The organism is Gordonia otitidis (assembly GCF_020735545.1).
GTDB lineage: Bacteria > Actinomycetota > Actinomycetes > Mycobacteriales > Mycobacteriaceae > Gordonia > Gordonia otitidis.
The window spans coordinates 623,939-644,075 of sequence record NZ_CP085974.1 but is presented as its reverse complement, the minus strand read 5'-3'; the positions used below and the strand labels follow the sequence as shown (position 1 = coordinate 644,075).

The 20,137-nt window shown below is 64.8% G+C and carries 20 protein-coding genes; 6 read left to right on the top strand and 14 right to left on the bottom strand.

All coding sequences use genetic code 11. From position 1 onward, the window contains the following. Positions 1 to 37: 37 nt before the first annotated feature. Complete coding sequence (locus LK459_RS02875; protein ID WP_227921674.1) at positions 38 to 940, top strand: hypothetical protein; 903 nt, start codon at positions 38 to 40, stop codon at positions 938 to 940. A gap of 28 nt (positions 941 to 968) precedes the next feature. Here the strand turns inward: LK459_RS02875 and LK459_RS02870 are convergent, their stop codons facing one another. Continuing rightward, positions 969 to 2,408: a YibE/F family protein gene (locus tag LK459_RS02870; protein ID WP_227921673.1), complete on the bottom strand. Its 1,440-nt coding sequence runs from the start codon at positions 2,406 to 2,408 to the stop codon at positions 969 to 971. A 76-nt stretch (positions 2,409 to 2,484) separates the two neighbouring features. Next, a complete protein-coding gene (locus LK459_RS02865; protein ID WP_227921671.1) occupies positions 2,485 to 3,960 on the bottom strand; it encodes an LLM class flavin-dependent oxidoreductase in 1,476 nt (491 codons plus the stop codon). Between the two features lie 188 nt (positions 3,961 to 4,148). Here LK459_RS02865 and LK459_RS02860 point away from each other — a divergent pair, with 188 nt between their 5' ends. Continuing rightward, on the top strand, positions 4,149 to 4,649 hold the full coding sequence (locus LK459_RS02860) for a mycothiol transferase (RefSeq protein WP_227921669.1): 501 nt from the start codon (positions 4,149 to 4,151) through the stop codon (positions 4,647 to 4,649). Positions 4,650 to 4,694: 45 nt separating this feature from the next. On the opposite strand, the gene LK459_RS02855 is transcribed toward LK459_RS02860, so the two are convergent. The 6 genes from LK459_RS02855 to LK459_RS02830 form a co-directional block, all read right to left on the bottom strand. Then, positions 4,695 to 5,114: a DUF6764 family protein gene (locus tag LK459_RS02855; protein ID WP_227921667.1), complete on the bottom strand. Its 420-nt coding sequence runs from the start codon at positions 5,112 to 5,114 to the stop codon at positions 4,695 to 4,697. Positions 5,115 to 5,208: 94 nt separating this feature from the next. Then, on the bottom strand, positions 5,209 to 5,823 hold the full coding sequence (locus LK459_RS02850; protein ID WP_227921665.1) for a response regulator transcription factor: 615 nt from the start codon (positions 5,821 to 5,823) through the stop codon (positions 5,209 to 5,211). After that, complete coding sequence (locus tag LK459_RS02845; RefSeq protein WP_227921664.1) at positions 5,820 to 6,926, bottom strand: sensor histidine kinase; 1,107 nt, start codon at positions 6,924 to 6,926, stop codon at positions 5,820 to 5,822. Before LK459_RS02845 ends, LK459_RS02850 begins: the two co-directional genes overlap by 4 nt. A 69-nt stretch (positions 6,927 to 6,995) precedes the next feature. Next, the gene (locus LK459_RS02840; protein WP_007237256.1) at positions 6,996 to 7,802 is read right to left on the bottom strand and encodes an ABC transporter permease; all 807 of its coding nucleotides are present in this window, start codon (positions 7,800 to 7,802) and stop codon (positions 6,996 to 6,998) included. Positions 7,803 to 7,849: 47 nt separating this feature from the next. Next, positions 7,850 to 8,794, bottom strand: coding sequence for an ABC transporter ATP-binding protein (locus tag LK459_RS02835; RefSeq protein ID WP_227921663.1), 945 nt, complete (start codon positions 8,792 to 8,794; stop codon positions 7,850 to 7,852). An 83-nt stretch (positions 8,795 to 8,877) separates the two neighbouring features. Further along, positions 8,878 to 10,749, bottom strand: coding sequence for an APC family permease (locus LK459_RS02830; RefSeq protein ID WP_227923550.1), 1,872 nt, complete (start codon positions 10,747 to 10,749; stop codon positions 8,878 to 8,880). A 382-nt stretch (positions 10,750 to 11,131) separates the two neighbouring features. On the opposite strand from LK459_RS02830, the gene LK459_RS02825 reads away from it, so the two are divergent. The 3 genes from LK459_RS02825 to LK459_RS02815 all read left to right on the top strand — a co-directional run bounded on the left by LK459_RS02825 (position 11,132) and on the right by LK459_RS02815 (position 13,644). Further along, positions 11,132 to 11,812: an MspA family porin gene (locus LK459_RS02825; RefSeq protein ID WP_007237259.1), complete on the top strand. Its 681-nt coding sequence runs from the start codon at positions 11,132 to 11,134 to the stop codon at positions 11,810 to 11,812. A 36-nt stretch (positions 11,813 to 11,848) separates the two neighbouring features. Then, positions 11,849 to 12,529 carry an MspA family porin gene (locus LK459_RS02820; protein WP_007237260.1) on the top strand — a complete coding sequence of 227 codons (681 nt, stop codon included), beginning with the start codon at positions 11,849 to 11,851 and terminating at the stop codon, positions 12,527 to 12,529. 122 nt (positions 12,530 to 12,651) lie between these two features. Then, the gene (locus LK459_RS02815) at positions 12,652 to 13,644 is read left to right on the top strand and encodes a cation diffusion facilitator family transporter (RefSeq protein ID WP_227921661.1); all 993 of its coding nucleotides are present in this window, start codon (positions 12,652 to 12,654) and stop codon (positions 13,642 to 13,644) included. Between the two features lie 24 nt (positions 13,645 to 13,668). Here LK459_RS02815 and LK459_RS02810 read toward each other — a convergent pair whose 3' ends face one another. After that, positions 13,669 to 14,118: a nuclear transport factor 2 family protein gene (locus tag LK459_RS02810; protein WP_227921659.1), complete on the bottom strand. Its 450-nt coding sequence runs from the start codon at positions 14,116 to 14,118 to the stop codon at positions 13,669 to 13,671. A 94-nt stretch (positions 14,119 to 14,212) separates the two neighbouring features. Here LK459_RS02810 and LK459_RS02805 point away from each other — a divergent pair, with 94 nt between their 5' ends. Then, complete coding sequence (locus LK459_RS02805) at positions 14,213 to 15,139, top strand: LLM class F420-dependent oxidoreductase (RefSeq protein WP_227921658.1); 927 nt, start codon at positions 14,213 to 14,215, stop codon at positions 15,137 to 15,139. Between the two features lie 16 nt (positions 15,140 to 15,155). On the opposite strand, the gene LK459_RS02800 is transcribed toward LK459_RS02805, so the two are convergent. The 5 genes from LK459_RS02800 to LK459_RS02780 all read right to left on the bottom strand — a co-directional run bounded on the left by LK459_RS02800 (position 15,156) and on the right by LK459_RS02780 (position 20,115). Continuing rightward, on the bottom strand, positions 15,156 to 15,956 hold the full coding sequence (locus LK459_RS02800; protein ID WP_227921655.1) for a pirin family protein: 801 nt from the start codon (positions 15,954 to 15,956) through the stop codon (positions 15,156 to 15,158). A 7-nt stretch (positions 15,957 to 15,963) separates the two neighbouring features. Next, positions 15,964 to 16,467 carry a MarR family winged helix-turn-helix transcriptional regulator gene (locus LK459_RS02795; protein ID WP_227921654.1) on the bottom strand — a complete coding sequence of 168 codons (504 nt, stop codon included), beginning with the start codon at positions 16,465 to 16,467 and terminating at the stop codon, positions 15,964 to 15,966. Further along, positions 16,464 to 17,438, bottom strand: a complete 975-nt coding sequence (locus LK459_RS02790; protein WP_227921653.1) for a pirin family protein — start codon at positions 17,436 to 17,438, stop codon at positions 16,464 to 16,466. The genes LK459_RS02795 and LK459_RS02790 overlap by 4 nt, the downstream gene beginning before the upstream one ends. 176 nt (positions 17,439 to 17,614) lie before the next feature. After that, positions 17,615 to 19,210: an ABC transporter permease gene (locus LK459_RS02785; protein ID WP_227921652.1), complete on the bottom strand. Its 1,596-nt coding sequence runs from the start codon at positions 19,208 to 19,210 to the stop codon at positions 17,615 to 17,617. Continuing rightward, on the bottom strand, positions 19,210 to 20,115 hold the full coding sequence (locus LK459_RS02780) for an ABC transporter ATP-binding protein (protein ID WP_227921651.1): 906 nt from the start codon (positions 20,113 to 20,115) through the stop codon (positions 19,210 to 19,212). The genes LK459_RS02785 and LK459_RS02780 overlap by 1 nt, the downstream gene beginning before the upstream one ends. Positions 20,116 to 20,137: the final 22 nt, after the last annotated feature.

Below are 20,137 nucleotides of genomic sequence, written 5' to 3'. Positions count from 1 at the left end.
CGTAACGTCTGTTACTCAAGTGACCAGAGGGGCAGATGTGACTTTAATTCGACGCGCGGCCGTGGTGATCGTCGTTGCCGTGGCAGCGGTCGTTCTGGGGACAGGGGGAGCGCAGGCGGCCCCGCCGCCGTTTCGCCTTCCACCGCTTCCCGAGCCGATCGCGACGTGGTTACGGCCCCCGGTGCCACCTGCGAAGCGTCTTTCCGACAGTTGGGTGACCGCCGAGAAATCGATCCGCAAGGCGATCCCCGGGCAGGTGGGCGTTGCGCTCGTGCCCGTCGGCTCCGACGTCGCGCAATCGTTCGGGTCGCTGAAGACAGGTCGCGCATGGTCGACGGTGAAGGTGCCGGTCGCGCTGGCTGCGGAGCGCAAGAACGGCGCGGCTGTCCTCGCCAAAGAAGACAAGGCCATCACGTTCTCCGACAATGACGCAGCAGGCGACCTCTGGGGATCACTCGGTGGTGGTAAACAGTCGGTCGACGCGGTGACGTCGGTGCTTCGCGAGGGCCACGACATGAGAACGCGGGTGAGTTCGGAGATCGACACACCGCGCTCGTATCCCGGCTACACGCCGTGGGCCCTCGTCGACCAGGCTCGATTCGGAGCGCATCTTCCGTGTATGCCGAACACCGACAACATCCTCAGCCACATGGGGTCGGTGGCGCCCAACCAACGGTGGGGTATCGCCGACCTGGGGCCCAAGCGACACGCCGTCACGGCCGTCAAGGGCGGGTGGGGACCGGCGACCGACGCGTCGCCCGGCTACCTCGTCCGTCAACTCGGACTGATCTCGACGGACCAGGGCGAGGTGGCCATCGCGATGGCGGCGAGACCGAGGAGCGGAAAACTCGACGACGGCACCAAGATGCTGACCAGGATCGGTGACTGGCTCGGGCGGAACTTCACATCGATCCCCGCCGGGAAGTGCGGGCTTCTGTGACCGCTGGTCGTGCGGTGCAGCGCAACGCTCAGTCGGGCATCGAGTGACGTCCGGTACGGGGGCGTGCGATACCGGCGGGTCGATCGGATCGCGGTGCAGGCACAGCCGCCGCACGCTCTGAACTCGCCGCGATCGGTTCGTCTGCGCTGCGCGACGGGTGTGTGAGCGCAGCGGCAATGGCCGTGGTCAACGGCACCGAGAGCGCGATCGCGATACCGCCGACAAACGCGCGAGCAAGTTCCACAGCCACCGCATCGGTGGTCAGCAAAGACGAAAAAGGCTGCCGCGCAACCGAGAACAGCAGCAGCAGCGGCAGGGCGCTGCCCGCGTAGGCGAAGACGAGCGTGTAAACCGTGCTCGCGATGTGGTCGCGGCCGACACGCATCGCGGCGCGGAACGTCGCCAGGCGGGTCGGCTCTCCCGCGCCTGCCAGTTCGAACGCCGCCGACGCCTGAGTGATCGTGACGTCGTTGAGCACACCCAGCGTTCCGATGATGAAACCGGCCAGCAGCAGGCCGCTGATCGAGATGCTGCCCTGGTACACCTGCAGATTGGTGGTCTGGTCGCCCGACAGCCCGGTGAGGTGCATGGTCCTGATCGCGAGCCAGCTCAGTACACCCGCCAGCACGAGTGAGCTCAACGTGCCCAGCAACGCCGAACTGGTACGAAGGCTGACGCCGTGCGCGAGATACAGGACGACGAAGAGGATGGCGGCTGCCGACACCACAGCGACCGCGACCGGCGACTCACCGTCGAGAATCGCGGGCAACGTGAACACTCCCAGGACCGCGAACGCGAAGACGAGACCGATGATCGAGCGCAGACCCCGCCACGCCGCCACCAGGACGACGGCGCCCACGAACAACAACGCCCAGATCAGGGTCGGGATACCCCGGGAGAAGTCGAAGAACGTGTAGCGGGGCGCCCCGTCCGGGCCCGGCACGGTACTGAGCCGAATGGCGTCGCCGGGGGAGAGCGATGGCTGGCCTGCCTGCGGATCGTCGAGCGAAGCGGCGTCGGGTGTGACGCTGTCCGGGCCGCTGCCTGCTTGGGCCCGATTCGTCGGGATTTCGAGCAACGTGTATTTGCCTGTGTCGCTTCCCGACTCGAGCTTCACAGTGTTTTCGATGCACGGACCGTTCTGGGTGGGGGTCGTGCCGAAGTCGGGTGAATCCTGGGCTGTGCCGACGAGCTGGTTGAGGCATGCTCCGCGCGTCTGTCCGACGACCTTGCCCGACACCGTGGTGATGGCCCCGCCGTCGGCGCCGCGGAACTGTGGCGGGATCGGGTGGGTGTGACCGGAGGGCCACAGCAACACGATGCCCACCACCACGGCGATTCCGGCGATGGTCAGTGTGATCACCACGAATCGCTTGGCGAGCGGCGACAGTGCGGAGGGGATCTCCGACAGCGAATGGGTATGCGAATGTCCGCCGTGTGGGCGGTGGGGTCCGGAATCGCGACTCACCCAGACACCATATGCGGTCGTGTGCCGACGGCGTGGTGCTCGACAGAGCAGTCAGCGTCCCGGTCTCATCACGGCGTCACTTGCTGGCGCCGACGACCCTCGCGGCCTCCTCGCGTATGCCTCCCTGGTGTGAGGCGGCATCGTGAACGTCAGCCTCCCGTGCGGCGCCGTCACGCCTGGAGACGTCGCGTACGGAGTCGTCGATCGTCGAGCCGACGCCGCCGACCCGATACGACGCACCGCGGTGGCTGTCGGGTAGGAGATCTCCTCGACCGAACAGTTTGTGGCGCAACGTTCCCGGCGTGTACTCCCGTCGGTAGGCGCCGCGCCGTTCGAGTGCGGGGACCACGTGGGTGATGACGTCGGAGAAGGTCCCCGGGGTGACTGCGTACGCGAGGTTGAAGCCGTCGACATCGGTCTCCGCGACCCAATCGAGCAGGGCGTCTGCGACGTCGTCGCCCGAACCGATCAACACGGGGCCCATTCCGCCGATGCCGCCCCATGCCGCGATGTCGCGGACCCGCCACTGCTCGCCGGTGTCCGACGCCTGCTGGAATGCGGCGACTGCCGACTGGATCGCGTTGCTCGCAACGTTGCCGATCGGCTCGTCGAGGTCGTAGGAGGCGAGGTCGATGCCCATCCAGCCCGACATGAACACCAGCGAACCCTCGTCACTGGCCAGCCGCTGGTATTCGGCCGCCTTGGCGCGTGCAGCTTCTGTCGTCGCGTCGGTGATGATCGTCAGCAGCGTGTAGATCCGCGCGTCGTAGGGGTCGCGTCCGGCCAGCTCGAGTTCGTCCCTGATCTTGGCGACCGTGTCGCGCAGGATGTGCTTTGTCGGAGCTCCGACGAAGATGGCCTCGGCGTTCTGCGCCGCGAACCGTCGTCCGCGCGGCGACGCGCCTGCCTGGTAGATGACCGGCGAGCCCTGCGGCGATGGTTCGGACAGGTGGATGCCCGGCACGGTGAAGTGGTCACCGCGGTGACCGATGTGATGCACCTTCGACGGTTCGGCGAAGATGCCTGCGTCCCGATCGCGAAGCACCGCGTCGCGTTCCCACGAGCCCTCCCAGAGTTTGTAGAGCACGGTCAGGTACTCGTCGGCGTGGTCGTAGCGGCTGTCGTGCGCGAGTTGGTCGTCATCACCCATGTTGCGAGCAGCCGACGGCAGGTAGCCCGTCACGACGTTCCACCCGATCCGGCCCTTGGTGAGGTGGTCGAGTGTCGAGAGGCGGCGTGCGAACGGATACGGGTGCTCGAATCCGGTGCCCGTGGTGATCCCGAAGCCGAGGTGTTGAGTGGCGTGAGCCATCGCGGAGACGAGCAGCAGAGGGTCGTTGACCGGGATCTGTGCGCCCTGGCGGATGGCCGCCTCGTCGGTGCCCGCGTACACGTCGTAGGTGCCGAGCACGTCGGCGATGAACAGGCCGTCGAAACCCCCGGTCTCGAGCAGTCGGGCGAGGTCGACCCAGTAGTCGAGAGTGTTGTAGTCCCAGGACCGGTCGTCCGGGTGTCGCCACAGACCGGGCGACTGATGGGCCACGCAGTTCATGTCGAACGCATTGAAACGGACACGCCGCCGCGGGGAGGGGCCGGTTGACTCGGCGGGACGATGCGGCGCGGCAGAGTCGTGCACGGTAGAGAAATGATCACTGGTGGACACTCGGTTGATCGTGCGGGCTCCCGGCCAACCCCACCAGGTTTGTGCGCACGGCGGGTCGAAGGGGTACAGATGGGGAGATGAATGCCTCCGAAATTCTTCTCGACGGATTCAGCCGCATCAAGGACGGGGTGCACGGCGTCCTCGACGGGATCGATGAACAGCGACTGGCCCTCAGGGTGGCGCCGGATGCGAACACCATCGCCTGGTTGATCTGGCACCTCACCCGAGTTCAGGATGCGCAGGTTGCCGATGTCGCGGGTCACGATCAGGTCTGGACGACGGGCGGCTGGTACGAGAGCTTCGCCTTGCCGTTCGGTCCGGAGGCCAGCGGCTACGGGCAGTCACCGGAAGAAGTGCGGCGGGTCGTCGCAGAACCGGAGCAACTACTCGGCTACTACGACGCCACGCACGAGGCAACGGTCGCGTATCTGTCGACGCTCGACGACGACGATCTCGACCGAGTCGTCGACGACAACTGGGATCCACCCGTCACCCTCGGAGTGCGACTGGTCAGCGTCGTCGACGACGACGCCAAACACCTCGGGCAGGCCGAGTTTCTGCGCGGACTCGACGCCTGACAACAAGGCCTACCCGGTGTGCGAACTACTGGGATACGTTCTGGCTCACGGCTTCCAGCAGCCCTTGAGGGTCTGGAAGTCGCCCGCGAACGAGGTGCCTCCGACGCAGGTGGGTCCGTTCTTGCCGTCGACGGTGACCGTGGCGCCGGGCCCCGCGATACCGATGGCGAGTCCCGGTTTGATCCCGGTCATGGTGACAGATGCTTTGGGCCCCACGGCAATCGCCGCCGGACCAGCGTAGTTGTCGGCCTTCGATGAGGCCGTGCCGCCGTTGTCCGTGACCGCGAGACTCAGGCCGGTCGCACCCGATTCGGCCGTGCAACTCGACATGGTCGAACTCTGACCGGGCAGTGCCGGGCACACCTGCGGTGCGGCCGCAGCATTCGGTGCGGCGGCGAATGCGATGGCTCCCGCGCCGGCGGTGGTGATCATGGCTCCGAGCGCGATACGGGCTGCTTTCCGCATGGAATTCTCCTTGGTTGTCGGTGGACGATCACCAGCGATTCGGAACAGCGTCCGACGCCGGATGGGAGCCGTCGGGCAGAAATATGGTGCCGGGTCAGATCCACCCGCGGTCACGGGCGATATGGGCGGCTTCACCGCGGGTGGCACCACCGGTTTTCCCGATGGCAGACGACAGGTGGTTGCGCACCGTTCCTGCGGACAGATGTACCGTGGCCGCGATCGTTGCGACGGTTGCGCCGGACAGCGCTGCACGCAGTACGTCGGTCTCGCGCACTGTCAACGGATTCTCACCGCTGGTAAGGCTTTCTGTCGCAAGCATCGGGTCGACCACGCGCAGGCCTGCGTGTACCCGCCGGACGGCATCGGCGAGTTCGGCTGCCGGGGTGTCCTTGACGACGAAACCCGACGCTCCTGCGTCGATTGCCCGTCGCAGGTATCCAGGACGCCCGAACGTCGTGACGATCAGCGAACGTACCCCCGGCAGTTGTGTGCGAATGGCGGCTGCCGCCTCGATGCCGTCTGCGCCCGGCATCTCGATGTCGAGCAGGCACACCTGCGCATCGGAATCGCGCACGGCGTCGATCACCTCGTCGCCCCGTCCCACCTGCGCCACGACCTCGAGGTCGGGCTCGAGGTCGAGAAGCGCAGCGAGCGCTCCGCGGACGAGCGCCTGATCGTCGGCGAGTAGTAGCCGGATCGGGTCACTCATGAGATCTGCACCCGCACCGTCATTCCCGTTGAGTCGGAGTCAAAAATCACTATGCCGCCTGCCGATTCAACACGTTCGCGTAGGCCGCGCAGCCCATTGCCGTGTTCGGCGTCGCCGAGCCCGCGCCCGTCGTCGTGAACGGAGATCGAGGAGGCGTCGATGCGCACATCGCAGTGCCGCGCTCCGCTGTGTCTGACCACGTTGGTGACGGTTTCGCGCAACACCCAGGCGAATAGTTCGGCGTGTTCGGTCGCGACGGCGGTGTCCGGCAGTGTCGCCTCGATACCCGCGGCGCGTAGCGCGCTGTCGGCACCGGCGATGGTGTCGGGGAGATCGGGTGTCCGCATACGGCCGACGGTTGTCCGGACCCGCGCGAGAGCGTCGCGGGTCAAGTGGTTGATCTCGGCCAACTCGCGTTGTGCGCGGGGCGGATCGAGTTCGACGAGTCGCTGCGCGAGTTCGGTTTTCACGCTGATCACCGTCAACGAGTGGCCGAGAATATCGTGGACGTCACGAGCGACGCGTTCGCGCTCGGCGACGATGGCCAGTCGAGCATCGAGTTCTCGGCGGTGTTCTTCCTCGCGTTCGCGTTCACCCTCGCGAACGGCGATGAAACGAAAGCCGAGCATGGTCAATCCGACAGCGAGCAGTACGAGGACGATGCTGGCGTCCGTACCCCAGCCGAACAGGCGTGGCAGCGCAACCGAGGAGACGACGAGGGCGCCGATACAGAGCAATGCCCAGCGTGTGGGAAAGCAGAACGCAGCGACGACCATCAGGAAGGGCGCTGCGCCGAAGGCATTCTCGTTGATGATGGGCAGCAGCGCCACCATCAGGCAGGTCAGCAGCACGAAGAAGGGTACGCCCCGCAGATCGGTGGTGTTGCGGCCGGTGAGTAGATAGACGCTCGCCCACAGATATCCGCATGCAAAAACGGTGAGGATCGTGAGTCCGATCGTTTTCGTCACCGTCGAGTGACCGGAGGTGACGACGGCGGTGATCGGGTAGGCGAGGAAGATCATCCAGACAGCGGTGAACACCCAGCGCAGGTTGCGCCAGGGTGCCACCACGTCGCTGCCGAGACCGAACCGCCGCGCCATCATGGGCTCCCGATGGTCATGGGCCTCGTTTTCTCCTGCTTGTACATCGTTGGTCTGAGCTGCTGCCGTCTGCTACTGGCGTTGCGTACTGCGACTGTAGAAGACCGCGGCAGCAATGGAGAACACTGCGGCCCAGACGACCAGATTGGCGATAGCGACCCAGAGCCCGATATGCGTGCCGTAGACCGTGACACCGTGGTCGAGCGGGTAGCGGGCAAGCGTCACCACTCCGAACATCGGGGTGAACTGGGAGATGGTCAGCATGGTGCCCTTCAGCGGCACGAACACGTTGCCCGCGAAGGCGAGGAGAGCCAGCACGCCACCCATGACCTGCATGGCCCCGTCGGAGCGCATGATGCTTCCGACGGCCAGTCCCAGTGCGGCGAACACCGACGCCCCGATCCACCCGAGCAACAGGCACGCGATTGCGACCCCGATGGGTGCGTGAGCGCCGGTGGCCACTCCGGCGATGCAGAGCACCACGATCGGTAGTGCTCCCATTGCCAGGGCCACACCGACTTTCGTGGCTACATAGCCCGCCGGCTGCAGTGGTGTCATCATGAGCGTTCTGGTCCAGCCGGCTTGCTGTTCGATCGCCACCGAGGCCGCGTTCGTGGCGGCGGCGAGGATTGCCCCGTAGACGGCCATACCGATGAGTACGTAGAAGGCGACATTGCCCGATCCCACAGTGTCGTTCGTCTTTTGGGTCGCACCGAAAACGAGATAGAGCAGAGCGGGCATCGCCACGGTGAAGATCATTGCGCGGCGATTGCGCAGCACGCGGCGGATGTCGAGGCGTAGATAGGTGGGTGAGGGGAGAAATCCGCGCAGGGAGTCCGAACCGGACGTGGTCGGAGCGTCGGAAGTGTGCACGTTCATGATGGCGCGCCTTTCGGTGTGCAGGGTGTGTGTGCGATGGTCGTCGGTCAGTCTGTGGTGAGCGCGACGAACGCGTCTTCGAGGTTGTGGGTTGCGATCTCGAGCTCTCGCGCGTCGGTCGTGGTGAGCAGGCACCGCGCGAGTGCGTCGGAATCGTTCGCGGACAGATAGGTTCGTCCACCACGTCGTTCGACGACCTCGAGGTCGGGAAACTCGCGGGCGACGACGGACACGCTGTCCTCGTCGAGGATCGCCGAGACCACGCGTCGACTGGCGATGTTGCGGATCTCGGCGGTGGAACCGTCGGCGACGATGCGCCCGTGCGACACCATCACGATGCGGTCGGCGAAATCATCGGCCTCTTCCAGATAGTGGGTGGCGAAGACGACTGTGCGACCGGCGCCGGCGTCGGCGCGGATCGCCGACCAGAAGGCGCGCCGGGATTCGACGTCCATGCCCGCCGTGGGTTCGTCGAGAACGATGAGGTCGGGATCGGGCAGTGTCGCCAACGCGAACTTCAGGCGCTGCTGCTCGCCGCCGGAGCATCGGGAGACCTTGCGTGCCGCGATGTCTGCGACGCCGGCGCGAGCCATTGTCGCCCCGACGTCGCGCGTGCGGCCGTGCAGGTCGGCGATGATCCGCATGGTCTCCTCGACCGTGAAGTCGGGCAGGAGTCCGCCGCTTTGCAGGACCGCGGCGACCCGCCCCGTTCGCGCGGCCTTGCGCGCGGGCAAACCGTACACCTCGACAGTGCCCGAATCCGGTTGTGTCAGGCCGAGAACCATGTCGAGTGTCGTGGTCTTACCTGCGCCGTTGGGGCCGAGGAAAGCGACGACCTCGCCGGGATCGATCGTCATGCTGAGACCGTCGACGGCGGTGACGTCCGAACCGTTTCCGCTGCGGAAGGTCTTGGTGACGTCGTCGATGACGAGTGCGGGCACCGAGCGAGTGGCGCTCGGTGCCCGAGTCGCGGAGGGATCGATGTTGTTCATGACATCAAGACTGTCGCCGCTGCGGCGTCCGGACTCAGAGCAGATGTCACGTTTCGCCCATGACAATCGTCATGGCTCAGAGGTCAGCCCACGTGCACGACCGGACGCTCGGTGATGTCGGGCTCGGCTCGTCGAACCACTTCTCGTGTCACGGCGGCGACTTCGCCCTCGCCGATGAACAGGAACCTCAGGAGGTTGACCAGCGGATTGGTCTCGCTCCATTCGAAGTACACATTGGGCACGATGCCGGTCTGCTCCCGGATGGCGAGCAGCGTGGCGGCGATCGTGTTCGGCACCGCGGCGGAATCGACCCAGAGGATTCGGTAGCCGCCCTCCCGATAGCGTCCGTGGATCTCGAGATCGGTGGCAAAGTCTGACGAATCGGTCACGTTCACTTCGAGGAACACGATCTGATCTGCGTCCGGGATGTGGCTTTCGGCCCGCTGTTGCAGTTCTTTGTCGTGGTATTCGTGCAGCGATCGTTCGTCAGGATCATGGGTGACGATCTGGATCTCGCCGGAGGCGGCGGCCTCGTCGATGATCCGCTGCGCTGTCTCGTCGAAAGTGATCGCGCCACTTCGTAGCTCAAACGATCGATTGATTCGCGATGCGAACGACACGATCAGGATGGCCGCGATGAAGAACGCCGCGACCTGCACTCCCTCTGGGCGTTCGATGATGTTCGCGATCGTCGTGTAGATGAAGATCACCGAGATCGTCGTGAACATCAGGGTGAGCCGCCGATTGTGCCGCTTGCGGACGGAGAGCGTGACAGCGATGGCCGCGGACGTCATCAGTACCAGGACGCCGGTGGCGTATGCCCCGCCCTGGGCGTCGACGTTTGCGTCGAAATAGATCGTGACACCGAAGGCGATGACGGCGAAGACGACGACGAGTGGCCGCGTCGCGCGGGCCCAGTCCGGGGCCATCCCGTAGCGAGGTAGGTAGCGCGGCACCAGGTTCAGCAAACCGGCCATGGCCGAGGCGCCGGCGAACCAGAGGATGAGAATGGTGCTGATGTCGTAGACGGTGCCGAATCCGCTGCCGAGGTAGTCGTGGCCCAGATAGGCGAGAGCGCGCCCGTTGGCCTTGCCGCCCGGCTGAAACTCGTTCTCGGGGATGAGGATCGTGCATACGAGGCTGCTGGTGATGAGGAAGACGCTCATGATCAGGGCCGACGTCGTGAGCAGCCGTCGAGTGCCGCGGATTCGGGTGATCGGATGGTCGGGCGGGTCAGCAGGTGAACCGTCGACCTGTGGCATGACCGCGACACCCGTTTCGAAACCGGACAATCCGAGTGCGAGTTTGGGAAACACGAGGACGGCGATCGCGGCTACCATCCACGGATTGCCGTGTTCGGTGAACATTGCCGATTGCCAGTCGATGACCAGATGCGGGGCGTCGACGATGTGCCATAGTGCGGTGGCGATCACGACCAGGTTGAGGCTCAGGTACACGGCAACCAGCGCGACCGCGATGGTGATCGCCTCGGTGAAACCGCGTAGGAACACCGCGGCCAGCAGTGCCAGCAGGATCAGGGTGATCAGCACCGTGTGGTCCGAGAAACCCCGTGGGACGAGTGGATTCTCGACAAGGTGCGCCGTCGCGTCGGCCGCCGACAGGGTCATGGTGATCAGGAAGTCGGTGGCAGCGAATCCGAGGAGGACCAGCACGAAGATCTTGCCACCCCACTTGGGGAGCAGTCGCTCGAGCATGGCTATCGAGCCCTCGCCCTTCGGTGACTTACCTGCGACGTACCGATAGACCGGGAGCGCCCCGAACAGGGTCAGTGCGACGAGTACTAGCGTTGCAACGGGAGCCACGGTTCCCGCGGCGAGCGCAGCGATACCAGGCTGATAGCCGAGCGTCGAGAAGTAGTCGACACCGGTCAGGCACATCACCTTCCACCAGGGGTGCGTGTGCGATTCCTCGCTCGGGATCCGGTGCGGACCCATCAACCCCGCGGGTTCCGGCGAGATGTCGGACAACAACCATTGCCGTAGCCGGTGTTCGGAAACGTCTGAACTCACTCGTGAACACTAACCGGGTGAGGGCTCGGACGGTATGACAAAGGCGACGTCCACTTTCGGTGATCCGCGAACTGTCGCATATGACCGCTCTTCGACAGGACAAATCGTACAAATCGAAAGTTCCTGTCGTGCAATGGATTCGAAGATCACAAGTTGGTCAACGTGCCGCGCTGGAGACAGCTCCAGTTCATCGGTCGTTTGCCGAGATCTCAGTACAGTTCGCGCGGAGTTGCCGCTGGGGCGACCACCGGCCGTGCGCGTCTGATGCGAGCGGGCCCACGTGTGAACACATCTTTGAGGGGACTACATGACCACCAACGAGTCACGGATGCGGCGAGGTGCCGTCGGCGCACTGGCCATCGGCGCCGTCGCGACCGCAGTAGGCCTCGCCGCGGCTCCCGCGCACGGCGACGCCTTCGTCCGCTTGCCGGGAGGAACAGCTACCGGCGACGGGCTGACGCTCACCCGCAGCAACGAGTACGCGCAGATCTCGCCGTCACTCGCGGCCAACGGGCTGGGTCGTACCGCATGGGTGAGCGGCAACATCACCCTGAAGGCGCCCAATCTCAAGCCGTCTCCCGCAGGACCCAACAACGGTCCGCAGGGAGAGTCAGCCGCTCCCGGAACCGGAGGCGTCTCGACTGACGGTGCTGCCGCGACGCTGTCTGTGGGCTACATCGTGGGATGCCAGGTGAACATCGGCTCGATGACGGTTGGTGTCACCGGCAGCCTCAACGCGATCACCGGCGCGCCGACCGGTACCGGCAGCATCAGCCTGCCGATCAGCCCCGGGCAGGTCGTCTTCGCGCAGATCGACTACAAGGACGTCGAGAAGCCGGGTACGCAGTACTTCAACTACGACCGGGTCCAGCTCAACATCAACGGTTGCGCCGGCTACGCGCAGGCCCGCTCGTACGCGGTCGTGGAGACCACCGGCAGCGATCACCAGAAGGTCAACCTCTACGGCAAGCCCTTCTCGATCGGCTGACCGCCCCGCACGACACTCCAACACTCGAGGGAAGAAATGAACATCAGCTTGAAACGGCTCGTCACCATCGGGGCCCCTGCGGCATTCACGACCGTTGCCGCTCTGATGGCACCGGCCATCGCGCACGCCGACGTCCACGTCGCACTGCCGTCACAGACCGATCAGCAGACGCTGGGCGACGGCACCGTCGTCTCCGTGACGCGTAGCAACGAAACCGCCAACATCAATCCGTCACTCGGTGGCACGCCGTTGCACCGCAACGCCTGGGTGTCGGCCAGCTACGCGGTCAAGACCAGCAAAGACGCCAAGAAGATCAAGATCCAGGCCGGGTACATCGTCGGTTGCCAGGTCAACATCTCCGGAGTGACCGGGAGCGGCAACGGTTCGGGTACGGCGACGCCGAGCACCAGCGGCGGCGCTACGGTCACCGGCGCGAGCGCCGGTGCCGGCGGATCGCTGAGCATCGGACCCGGCCAGGCCGTGAACTACTACATCAACGACGTGGAGTCGGCCGACGACTTCGGCTCTGACAAGCACAGCAGCAAGGTCGGCTACAAGAACACCAACCACGCCAAGCTGAGCTACACCAACGAGACGATGCAGGTCAACGGCTGCGCAGGCTATGCGCAGGCGCGGTCGTTCGCCAACGTCTACGTCGTCACCAGCAACGCCGAGCAGGTCGTGACGTTCTATGGGAAGCCCTTCAGCCTCGGATAACCTCTCACCCGAGTCTGGATTCGACGGCCGCGCGGTGCACCTTCGGCTGGGGTGCACCGCGCGGTCATGTCCGGAGAGTGTGAATCGTCGCGGTTGCTCGCTTCCCGTGAGACGATCAGACGATGGCTGACACCGAGGCGTCACTGACCGACGAACAGCTCGCAGCACCTATCGACGATGGGGATTCGATGCTCACCGTGGTCATCGCTTTCGCCGCGAATGTTGCAGTCGCCATTGCCAAGACGATCGCGGCAGTCATCACCGGATCGGCATCGATGACCGCGGAGGCCATGCACTCGTGGGCGGATTCGGGCAATGAGATCTTCCTGCTGATCGCGGAGCGTCGGGGTAACCGCGGGAGGACGAGAAGCCACCCGTTCGGTCACGGTCGAGAAACCTACATCTGGTCGATGTTCGCGGCCTTCGGTCTGTTCGCCGTCGGCGCAGCGGTCTCGGTCGTGAACGGCATCACGGCGCTTGTTCATCCCGAGGAGGACACCAACTACACGGTCGGTTACATTGTTCTGGCGGTTTCTGCAGTGCTGGAAGGTATTTCGTTTCTACAATCTGTGCGGCAGGCCAAGGCGGGTGGTCGAAGGCTGTCGATGCACCCGTTGCGCTTTGTCAACAGAACCTCGAACACCACGCTGCGCGCTGTGTTCGCCGAGGACTCTGCGGCGCTGGTCGGTCTCGCGATTGCGGCAGCGGGCATGGCGTTGCATCAGATCACCGGCAACGCGGTCTGGGACGCACTCGGTTCGATCCTCGTCGGCGTACTACTCGGGTTCATCGCCATCTTCCTGATCAGACGAAACAGTGAGTTCCTGCTGGGTCAGGAGGCCATGGCGCCGATCCGCGACGCTATTCTGGTGCGGTTACTCGCCATGCCCGACATCGACCGGGTGACCTACCTGCACGCCGAGTACGTCGGACCGATGGAGTTCTACCTCGTGGCTGCCGTGGACATCACCGGCGACCTGGCAGAACACGACGTGGCATTCCGGCTACGCAGACTCGAGTCGACGATCGAAGAGCAGGACGTGATCGTGGAAGCGGTGCTGACCCTGTCGACTGTCGACGAGCCCTCACTGGTGCCCGCCGGACGGGTGGGGTAGCGCTCTCCCGAGCCGCCGGCGTTGTCACGGTGCTGCGGGCAGGGGAGTGACCTGGTAGGACAACATTCTCCAGCGGTCCGGGTGCCGGCGCCACACCACGAGCATCGACCACCGCACGCCTGCACTGGCGACTTGCTCAGCTACTTCGGGAGAGGTTCCCGGATCAGCGCCGTCGAGATGACCGCGCAATGTCTGCTTGCCCCAGCAGAGCGCGATGTCGCCGAAGATCTTGACCCGAAGGTCATCGAACTCCATCTCGAGGTCGCGCGAGTTCATGGTGGTGGTGATGTGCTCGTCGGCCGTGATCAGGGTGCCGGGTAATTCGGTACCCAGAAACTCTGGGTCGTGCAGATCGACGAGTTCTTCGAGGTTGCGGGTGAGGATCGCTGCCCGCATTCGCGGATACTCGGCGAGGACCTCGGACACGGCCACGGGATCGTCGACCGGGTTGGCTGACTCTGGATCTGATGACATTGTTTCCTCCGAATCGGTTGCGGTGGTCGGGTTCTGGTGTCGAGCGCTGAGCGTCGACGTGGGTTCGGTACTCCGACGCGTAAATTGGGGGCCCATGGAACTGCGAATCTTCACCGAACCCCAGCAGGGCGCCACCTACGCGACGTTGCTCCGCATTGCCCGTGCGAGCGAAGATCTCGGGTACGACGCCTTCTTTCGCTCCGACCACTATCTCGCGATGAACGCGGAAGGACTTCCAGGCCCGACCGACGCCTGGTTGACCCTTGCCGCTCTCGGGCGCGAGACCTCGACTATCCGACTCGGCACCCTCGTCACGTCAGCGACGTTCCGTCACCCGGGCCAGCTTGCGATCCAGGTCGCACAGGCCGACGAGATGAGCGGTGGCCGAATCGAATTCGGGCTCGGCGCGGGATGGTTCGCTGAGGAGCACGAGGCGTACGCGATTCCGTTCCCTGCTCTCGGTGAGCGATTCGAGCGCTTGACCGAGAACTTGGAGATCATCACCGGCCTGTGGTCGACGCCCGTGGGTGATCTGTTCGACTATAGCGGCAAGCACTTCGAGGTGAAGAACTCGCCTGCACTGCCGAAACCCGTGCAGTCGCCGCGGCCGCCGATCATCATCGGCGGCATGGGCAAGAAGCGCACACCTGCCCTTGCGGCGAGGTTCGCCGACGAGTTCAATGTTCCGTTCGCGCCTGTCGACACCGTGTCCGCACAGTTCGACGTCGTGCGCGAGGCATGCCGCGCAGCAGGTCGCGGACCCGATGAACTCACGTACTCGGCGGCGCTGACGGTGTGCGTTGGCCGCAACGACACCGAGGTGGCGCGACGTGCCGACGCTATTGGCCGCGAGGTCGGCGAACTGCGCGAGAACGGGTTGACGGGAACGCCTTCCGAGGTCGTGGAGAAGATCGAGACCTACCGAGCCATCGGGGTGAGCAGACTGTATCTCCAGGTACTCGATCTCGACGACCTCGAGCATATCGAACTCATCGCGAATGAGGTCGCGCCGCACCTCTGACGTTCGTCGACGCCGATCAGTGTCGTGGGGCGTCGAAGGAGGTGTGCATCTCCCAGAACAGGATCTCGGTAGGGGCGTCGGAGGTCACCGAGAGTTCGGCGTTGTCGACCGTACGTAGCGCATCGCCCTCATCGAGGGTGATGCGCTCGTTGACCCCCGCCTGCTGGTCGAGCCCGGTGACCGAGATGGTTCCGGAGACGACGAACAGGTGGCCGAACGGTGCGCGCGGAAGCGTGACCGGATGACCAGGTGTGAGCCGCGCGGCATGTAGCGCCACGTAGCTGTTGCCGATACGCAATGCGGGACTGTCGATGTCGCGCTCGAGACCGGACACGATGGTCACCAGATCGCCGCGTGTCAGCGCAGCGTTGACGTCTACTTCTGCGTAATGCGGAGTGCCCCCGGCGTATTCGGGAGCAATCCACATCTGCACGACGCGAAGTCGCTGGTTCTCGGACCGTGTCGACGCATTGCGTTCGGAATGCCTGATGCCCGAGCCCGCCGACATACGCTGGACGACGCCCGGGGTGAGCACCCCTTCACTCCCGTGTGAATCCTTGTGGTGCAGCGACCCTTCGACGACCCAGGTGACGATCTCCGCGTCGTGGTGCTGATGGGTGTCGAAGCCTGCACCGGCGTCGACGACATCGTCGTTGTGGACGAGGAGCATACCGTGTGCGTTGGCGACGAGGTCGAAGCTGCCCGTGGCGGGAAACGACTGCCGCGAGTCGATGGCCTCGTCGTTCCACATGTGGCGATCGGCCGCGCGGATCAGCCGCCAGGAGGAGGGGGCTTCGGTGGTGTGCTCTGCGCTCATGGTGTCGTCATCTCTGTGTGGAAGTGGATGCAACATCGGTGTCATCGACGTTGTCGAGGTGTGTTGTGAGTGTTTCCATGATGCTGCCGAGGTCACTCGCCTCGGTGTCTGACAGCGCGGAGGTGAACAGTCTGTCGACGGCTGCGCCGTGATCGTGTGCGGCTGCGGTGAACGCTGTACGACCGTCGTCGGTCAGCACGGCGTATCTGCCGCGCTTGTCCTCGGGGGCCGCTTCGCGACGCAGCCATCCGCGACGCACCATCGCGTCGATCTGGTACGAGAGCCGCGACGTCGAGAAGACCATGCGGTGGGACAGCGCGCGCATGCGAGCGCGGCCATCGGGGCACTCATGGAGTATCAACAGAACGTGATAATCCGCCAGTGACATTCGGCAGTGCGCTCGTAGTTCGTCGTCGAGCATGGTCTGCATACGAGCGCTGGTCTCCACGAAGAGCCGCCACGCCTGAGCCTTCGACGCGGCGGTCTTCGTCGAGGATTGGTCGGTGGTCATCGATTGCTGGTGTGCGGCATGATCGCGTCGGGCGGCACGTCGCCGAGACGACCGGCCTGGAAGTCCTCGATCGCTTCGATGAGTTGCTCGCGGGTGTTCATGACGAACGGTCCGTAGTGTGCGACGGGTTCGCGGATGGGCTGGCCACCTAGCAGCAGGACTTCGAGCGCCGGACGGTTGCTGTCCTGTCCGGGGTCCGCTGCGACGGTCAGTCGATCGCCCTTGCCGAAGACGGCGAGCTGACCCTGTTCGATCGGACGGGCTTCTGCACCAACGGTTCCGCGGCCCGACAACACGTAGGCGAGCGCGTTGAAGTCCTCGCGCCACGGCACCGACACGGACCCGCCCGGCGCGACGGTCGCGTGTGCCACCGTGATCGGGGTGTGTGTGGCGCCGGGGCCTGCGTGGCCGTCGAGTTCGCCGGCGATGATCCGGATGAGGGCGCCGCCGTCGGGGGAGGCAACGAGTTCGACGTTACCCGCCTCGAGGTTCTGGTAGCGCGGGGTGAGGAACTTGTCCTTGGCGGGCAGGTTCACCCAGAGCTGGATGCCGTGGAACAGGCCACCGGACTCGACCAGTTCCGCCGGAGGCGTCTCGATGTGCAGGATGCCGGAGCCGGCGGTCATCCACTGCGTGGCCCCGTTCTCGATCAGGCCTCCGCCGCCGGTCGAATCCTGGTGCTGGAAGCGGCCGTCGATCATGTACGTGACGGTCTCGAAGCCGCGATGCGGATGCCAGTCGGTGCCCTTCGGCTCGCCCGGCTCGTAGTCGACCTCGCCCATCTGATCCATGTGGATGAACGGGTCGAGGACGGCTGCTGGGACGCCCGCAAAGGCACGGACCACCGGGAATCCCTCGCCCTCGTAGCCGCGCGGGCCACGCGTCAACGACTTCACCGGCCGCTCGGTGGCGTCGAGGGCAGCGGATGTCAGACGAGGCAGGGTAGTGGCATCGGCGGTGATGGCAGGCATCGGGACCTCCTGGTTGGCTGTTTGCTCAAATCTGAGCAACTGTGTGGGTCAACCAGCGGGGCGTCGGGGATATTCCACAGTCGTCGTCTCTCTCTAGAGTGCGCGCCGCGGTAATTGCAGGCGAAAAGCCCTCCGGCACCTGCATCAGTCGGTTCTGGCTGCTGGTTCGGGTGTGGTCATGGTGTGTCACGGCGTCGGAATCCGGTGAATCCGATGATGAGGAAGCCGATGGTGAACAGACTGATCCATAGTAGACCCCACCAATTCTGTTGGGAGCCCGCGACTTCGGGTATGTGGTAGAAGGGGCTGATTCCCAGTGCCCAGGTGGGGAGTTTGAAGCTGGGGCCGAGGAGGGTGAGGACGAACGAGGCGAGCGCACCGATCCAGGAGGCGAGTTGGGCATGTGGTCGTGCGCCGATGACGGCGACCGCGATGGCGGTGACGGTCCATACGGCGGGGATTGTGACGATTGCCTGCAGCACGGTGTTGCTGAAAGTGATGCCGATGTCGGCGGTGGAGGCGAAGATGCCGACCACTACACCGGCGATGATGAGGAAGGCGGCGGTGGCACCGAACGCGACGATGACGCCCGCGCCGAGGTAGCGTGCCCTGCTGACGGCGGTGGCGAGGACTGATTCGGCGCGGTATTCGAGTTCTTCGGTGCGCATGCGGTTGATGATCTGCACACCGGCGATTGATGCGATGATGCCGACGAGGCTGAGGATGGTCGTGACGAACGCGGCGATCAGGTCGGTCGGGGCTGCCGCGCCGGAGGCGAAGATCTCCGTCATCGCGGGGTTGGCGCTGAAGAGGTCGTTGACCGAGCCGGTGAAGTAGCCGAATACGACGCCGAGGCCGGCGAAAGCGCATGCCCACGAGAGGATTTGGGCTCGGTTGAGGCGGAGCGCCAAACCCAGTGCGGTGTGGAGTGTGCCGCGTGGGGGGCCGGGACGTGGACTGATCAATCCCTGCCCGAAGTCGCGGGAGACCTGCAGTGTGAACCCGATGGCGGCGACGACGACGGTGAACGCGACGCCGAGCAGCAAGGGCCACCAGTGATCACCTGTGGCGGGTCGTGTCTCCTCGATCCAGCCGAGCGGGTTGATCCAGGTGGTCCACGTCGGCGCGTCCATGGAGAACAGGAAGCCACGCATCACGAACAACACACCGAACACCGCGACCGCGATCGTTGATGCGGTGCGGGCATCGGAGCCGATCTGTGCGGTCACCGTTGCCAGGGCTGCGAACATCCATCCGGTGACGGTGAATCCGGCGCCGAGCAGCATCGACGGTCCCCACCCGCCTCCACACAACGCGGTGACCACGCCGGAGACGACACCGATGGCCAGTGAGCACACCATCGCCAGCAGCAGTGCGGTGAGTAGCCGTGATTGGCGTCCGAGGACACCGGATGCCAATAGTTCGGCTTGGCCGGAATCTTCTTGGCCGCGGCTGGCTTTGGTGACGATGAAGATGGCGCCGATCGCCGCGATCAGTCCGCCCAGTGCCAGCGAGCGCCACGCGTTGAACCCGTCGGTGGTGCTCAGGTCATAGGCCGGGCCGAAGATCAGCCCGAGCGCCGGGTTGCCGCCGATGGTGGCGGCGAACGCTTTCCGGTCCTGCAGATCGGGGAACAGCAGCGGGTACACGATGACCGAGGAGACCGACAATGCTGTCGGGAGCAGAATCCAGGGCAGGAAGGATCGTGCTTCGTGTGTGAGTGAGGCACGCAGTAGTGGTGCGGTGCCGACAACCGCAGAGTTCTCGGCCATCACCGGCCACTGTTCGCGTCGTCGTCGTAGAGGCGCAGGAAGAGGCTCTCGAGTGACGGGGGTTCGACGGTCAGCGACCGTAACCCGAGTGGGGTCAACTCGGTCATCGCGTCGCCGATCTTGTCGGAATCGACTGTCGCGGTGAGTCGATGCCCGTCGAGTTCAACGTCGTGCAGCATCGACATCCGGTTGTCGTCGGGCAGTGTGTCCAGATCGGCGTGCACTGTGGTGCGGGTATGGCCGCGCAACTCGGCGAGAGTGCCGGTTTCGACGATCGCACCATCGCGGATGATGCTGAGCCTGTTGGCGAGTTCTTCGACCTCGGCCATGATGTGACTCGACAACAGCACACTCGTACCCCTGGCGACCGCTTCACCGACGACCTCCTGGAACACGTTTTCCATCAACGGGTCCAGTCCGGAGGTCGGTTCGTCGAGGATCAGTAACTCCACATCCGACGACAACGCCGCGACGATCGCGACCTTCTGCCGATTGCCCTTGGAGTACTGCCGACCCCGTTTGGTCGGATCGAGCTCGAAACGCTCGATGAGATCGTCGCGCCGGTCCTCGTTGAGTCCGCCGCGCAACGAGCCCAACAGGTCGATGGCCTCACCACCGGTCATGCTCGGCCACAACGACACATCGCCGGGCACATACGCCAACCGTCGATGCAGTTCGACAACATCGCGCCACGGATCGCCGCCGAGTAGTCGCACGGTGCCCGAATCTGCTTTCAGCAGGCCGAGCAGGACGCGGATCGTCGTCGACTTACCCGCACCGTTGGGGCCGAGGAACCCGAGGACCTCACCACGCCGGACCGTCAGGTCCAGACCGCGTAATGCCTCGAACTTCCCGAACGACTTGTGTAAACCTGCTACGTCGATGACGAGGTCATCGTCGGACATGGCGCCCTCCAAACGTCGGTGC

Excerpts from the sequence above, each read along its gene's own strand:
- LK459_RS02840 (WP_007237256.1), bottom strand. The coding sequence starts at position 7,802 with ATGAACGTGCACACTTCCGACGCTCCGACCACGTCCGGTTCGGACTCC.
- LK459_RS02830 (WP_227923550.1), bottom strand. The coding sequence starts at position 10,749 with ATGGGTCCGCACCGGATCCCGAGCGAGGAATCGCACACGCACCCCTGG.
- LK459_RS02865 (WP_227921671.1), bottom strand. The coding sequence starts at position 3,960 with ATGAACTGCGTGGCCCATCAGTCGCCCGGTCTGTGGCGACACCCGGAC.
- LK459_RS02785 (WP_227921652.1), bottom strand. The coding sequence starts at position 19,210 with ATGGCCGAGAACTCTGCGGTTGTCGGCACCGCACCACTACTGCGTGCC.
- LK459_RS02805 (WP_227921658.1), top strand. The coding sequence starts at position 14,213 with ATGGAACTGCGAATCTTCACCGAACCCCAGCAGGGCGCCACCTACGCG.
- LK459_RS02795 (WP_227921654.1), bottom strand. The coding sequence starts at position 16,467 with ATGACCACCGACCAATCCTCGACGAAGACCGCCGCGTCGAAGGCTCAG.
- LK459_RS02860 (WP_227921669.1), top strand. The coding sequence starts at position 4,149 with ATGAATGCCTCCGAAATTCTTCTCGACGGATTCAGCCGCATCAAGGAC.
- LK459_RS02820 (WP_007237260.1), top strand. The coding sequence starts at position 11,849 with ATGAACATCAGCTTGAAACGGCTCGTCACCATCGGGGCCCCTGCGGCA.
- LK459_RS02850 (WP_227921665.1), bottom strand. The coding sequence starts at position 5,823 with ATGAGTGACCCGATCCGGCTACTACTCGCCGACGATCAGGCGCTCGTC.
- LK459_RS02790 (WP_227921653.1), bottom strand. The coding sequence starts at position 17,438 with ATGCCTGCCATCACCGCCGATGCCACTACCCTGCCTCGTCTGACATCC.
- LK459_RS02815 (WP_227921661.1), top strand. The coding sequence starts at position 12,652 with ATGGCTGACACCGAGGCGTCACTGACCGACGAACAGCTCGCAGCACCT.
- LK459_RS02800 (WP_227921655.1), bottom strand. The coding sequence starts at position 15,956 with ATGAGCGCAGAGCACACCACCGAAGCCCCCTCCTCCTGGCGGCTGATC.
- LK459_RS02810 (WP_227921659.1), bottom strand. The coding sequence starts at position 14,118 with ATGTCATCAGATCCAGAGTCAGCCAACCCGGTCGACGATCCCGTGGCC.
- LK459_RS02845 (WP_227921664.1), bottom strand. The coding sequence starts at position 6,926 with ATGATGGCGCGGCGGTTCGGTCTCGGCAGCGACGTGGTGGCACCCTGG.
- LK459_RS02855 (WP_227921667.1), bottom strand. The coding sequence starts at position 5,114 with ATGCGGAAAGCAGCCCGTATCGCGCTCGGAGCCATGATCACCACCGCC.
- LK459_RS02835 (WP_227921663.1), bottom strand. The coding sequence starts at position 8,794 with ATGAACAACATCGATCCCTCCGCGACTCGGGCACCGAGCGCCACTCGC.
- LK459_RS02780 (WP_227921651.1), bottom strand. The coding sequence starts at position 20,115 with ATGTCCGACGATGACCTCGTCATCGACGTAGCAGGTTTACACAAGTCG.
- LK459_RS02825 (WP_007237259.1), top strand. The coding sequence starts at position 11,132 with ATGACCACCAACGAGTCACGGATGCGGCGAGGTGCCGTCGGCGCACTG.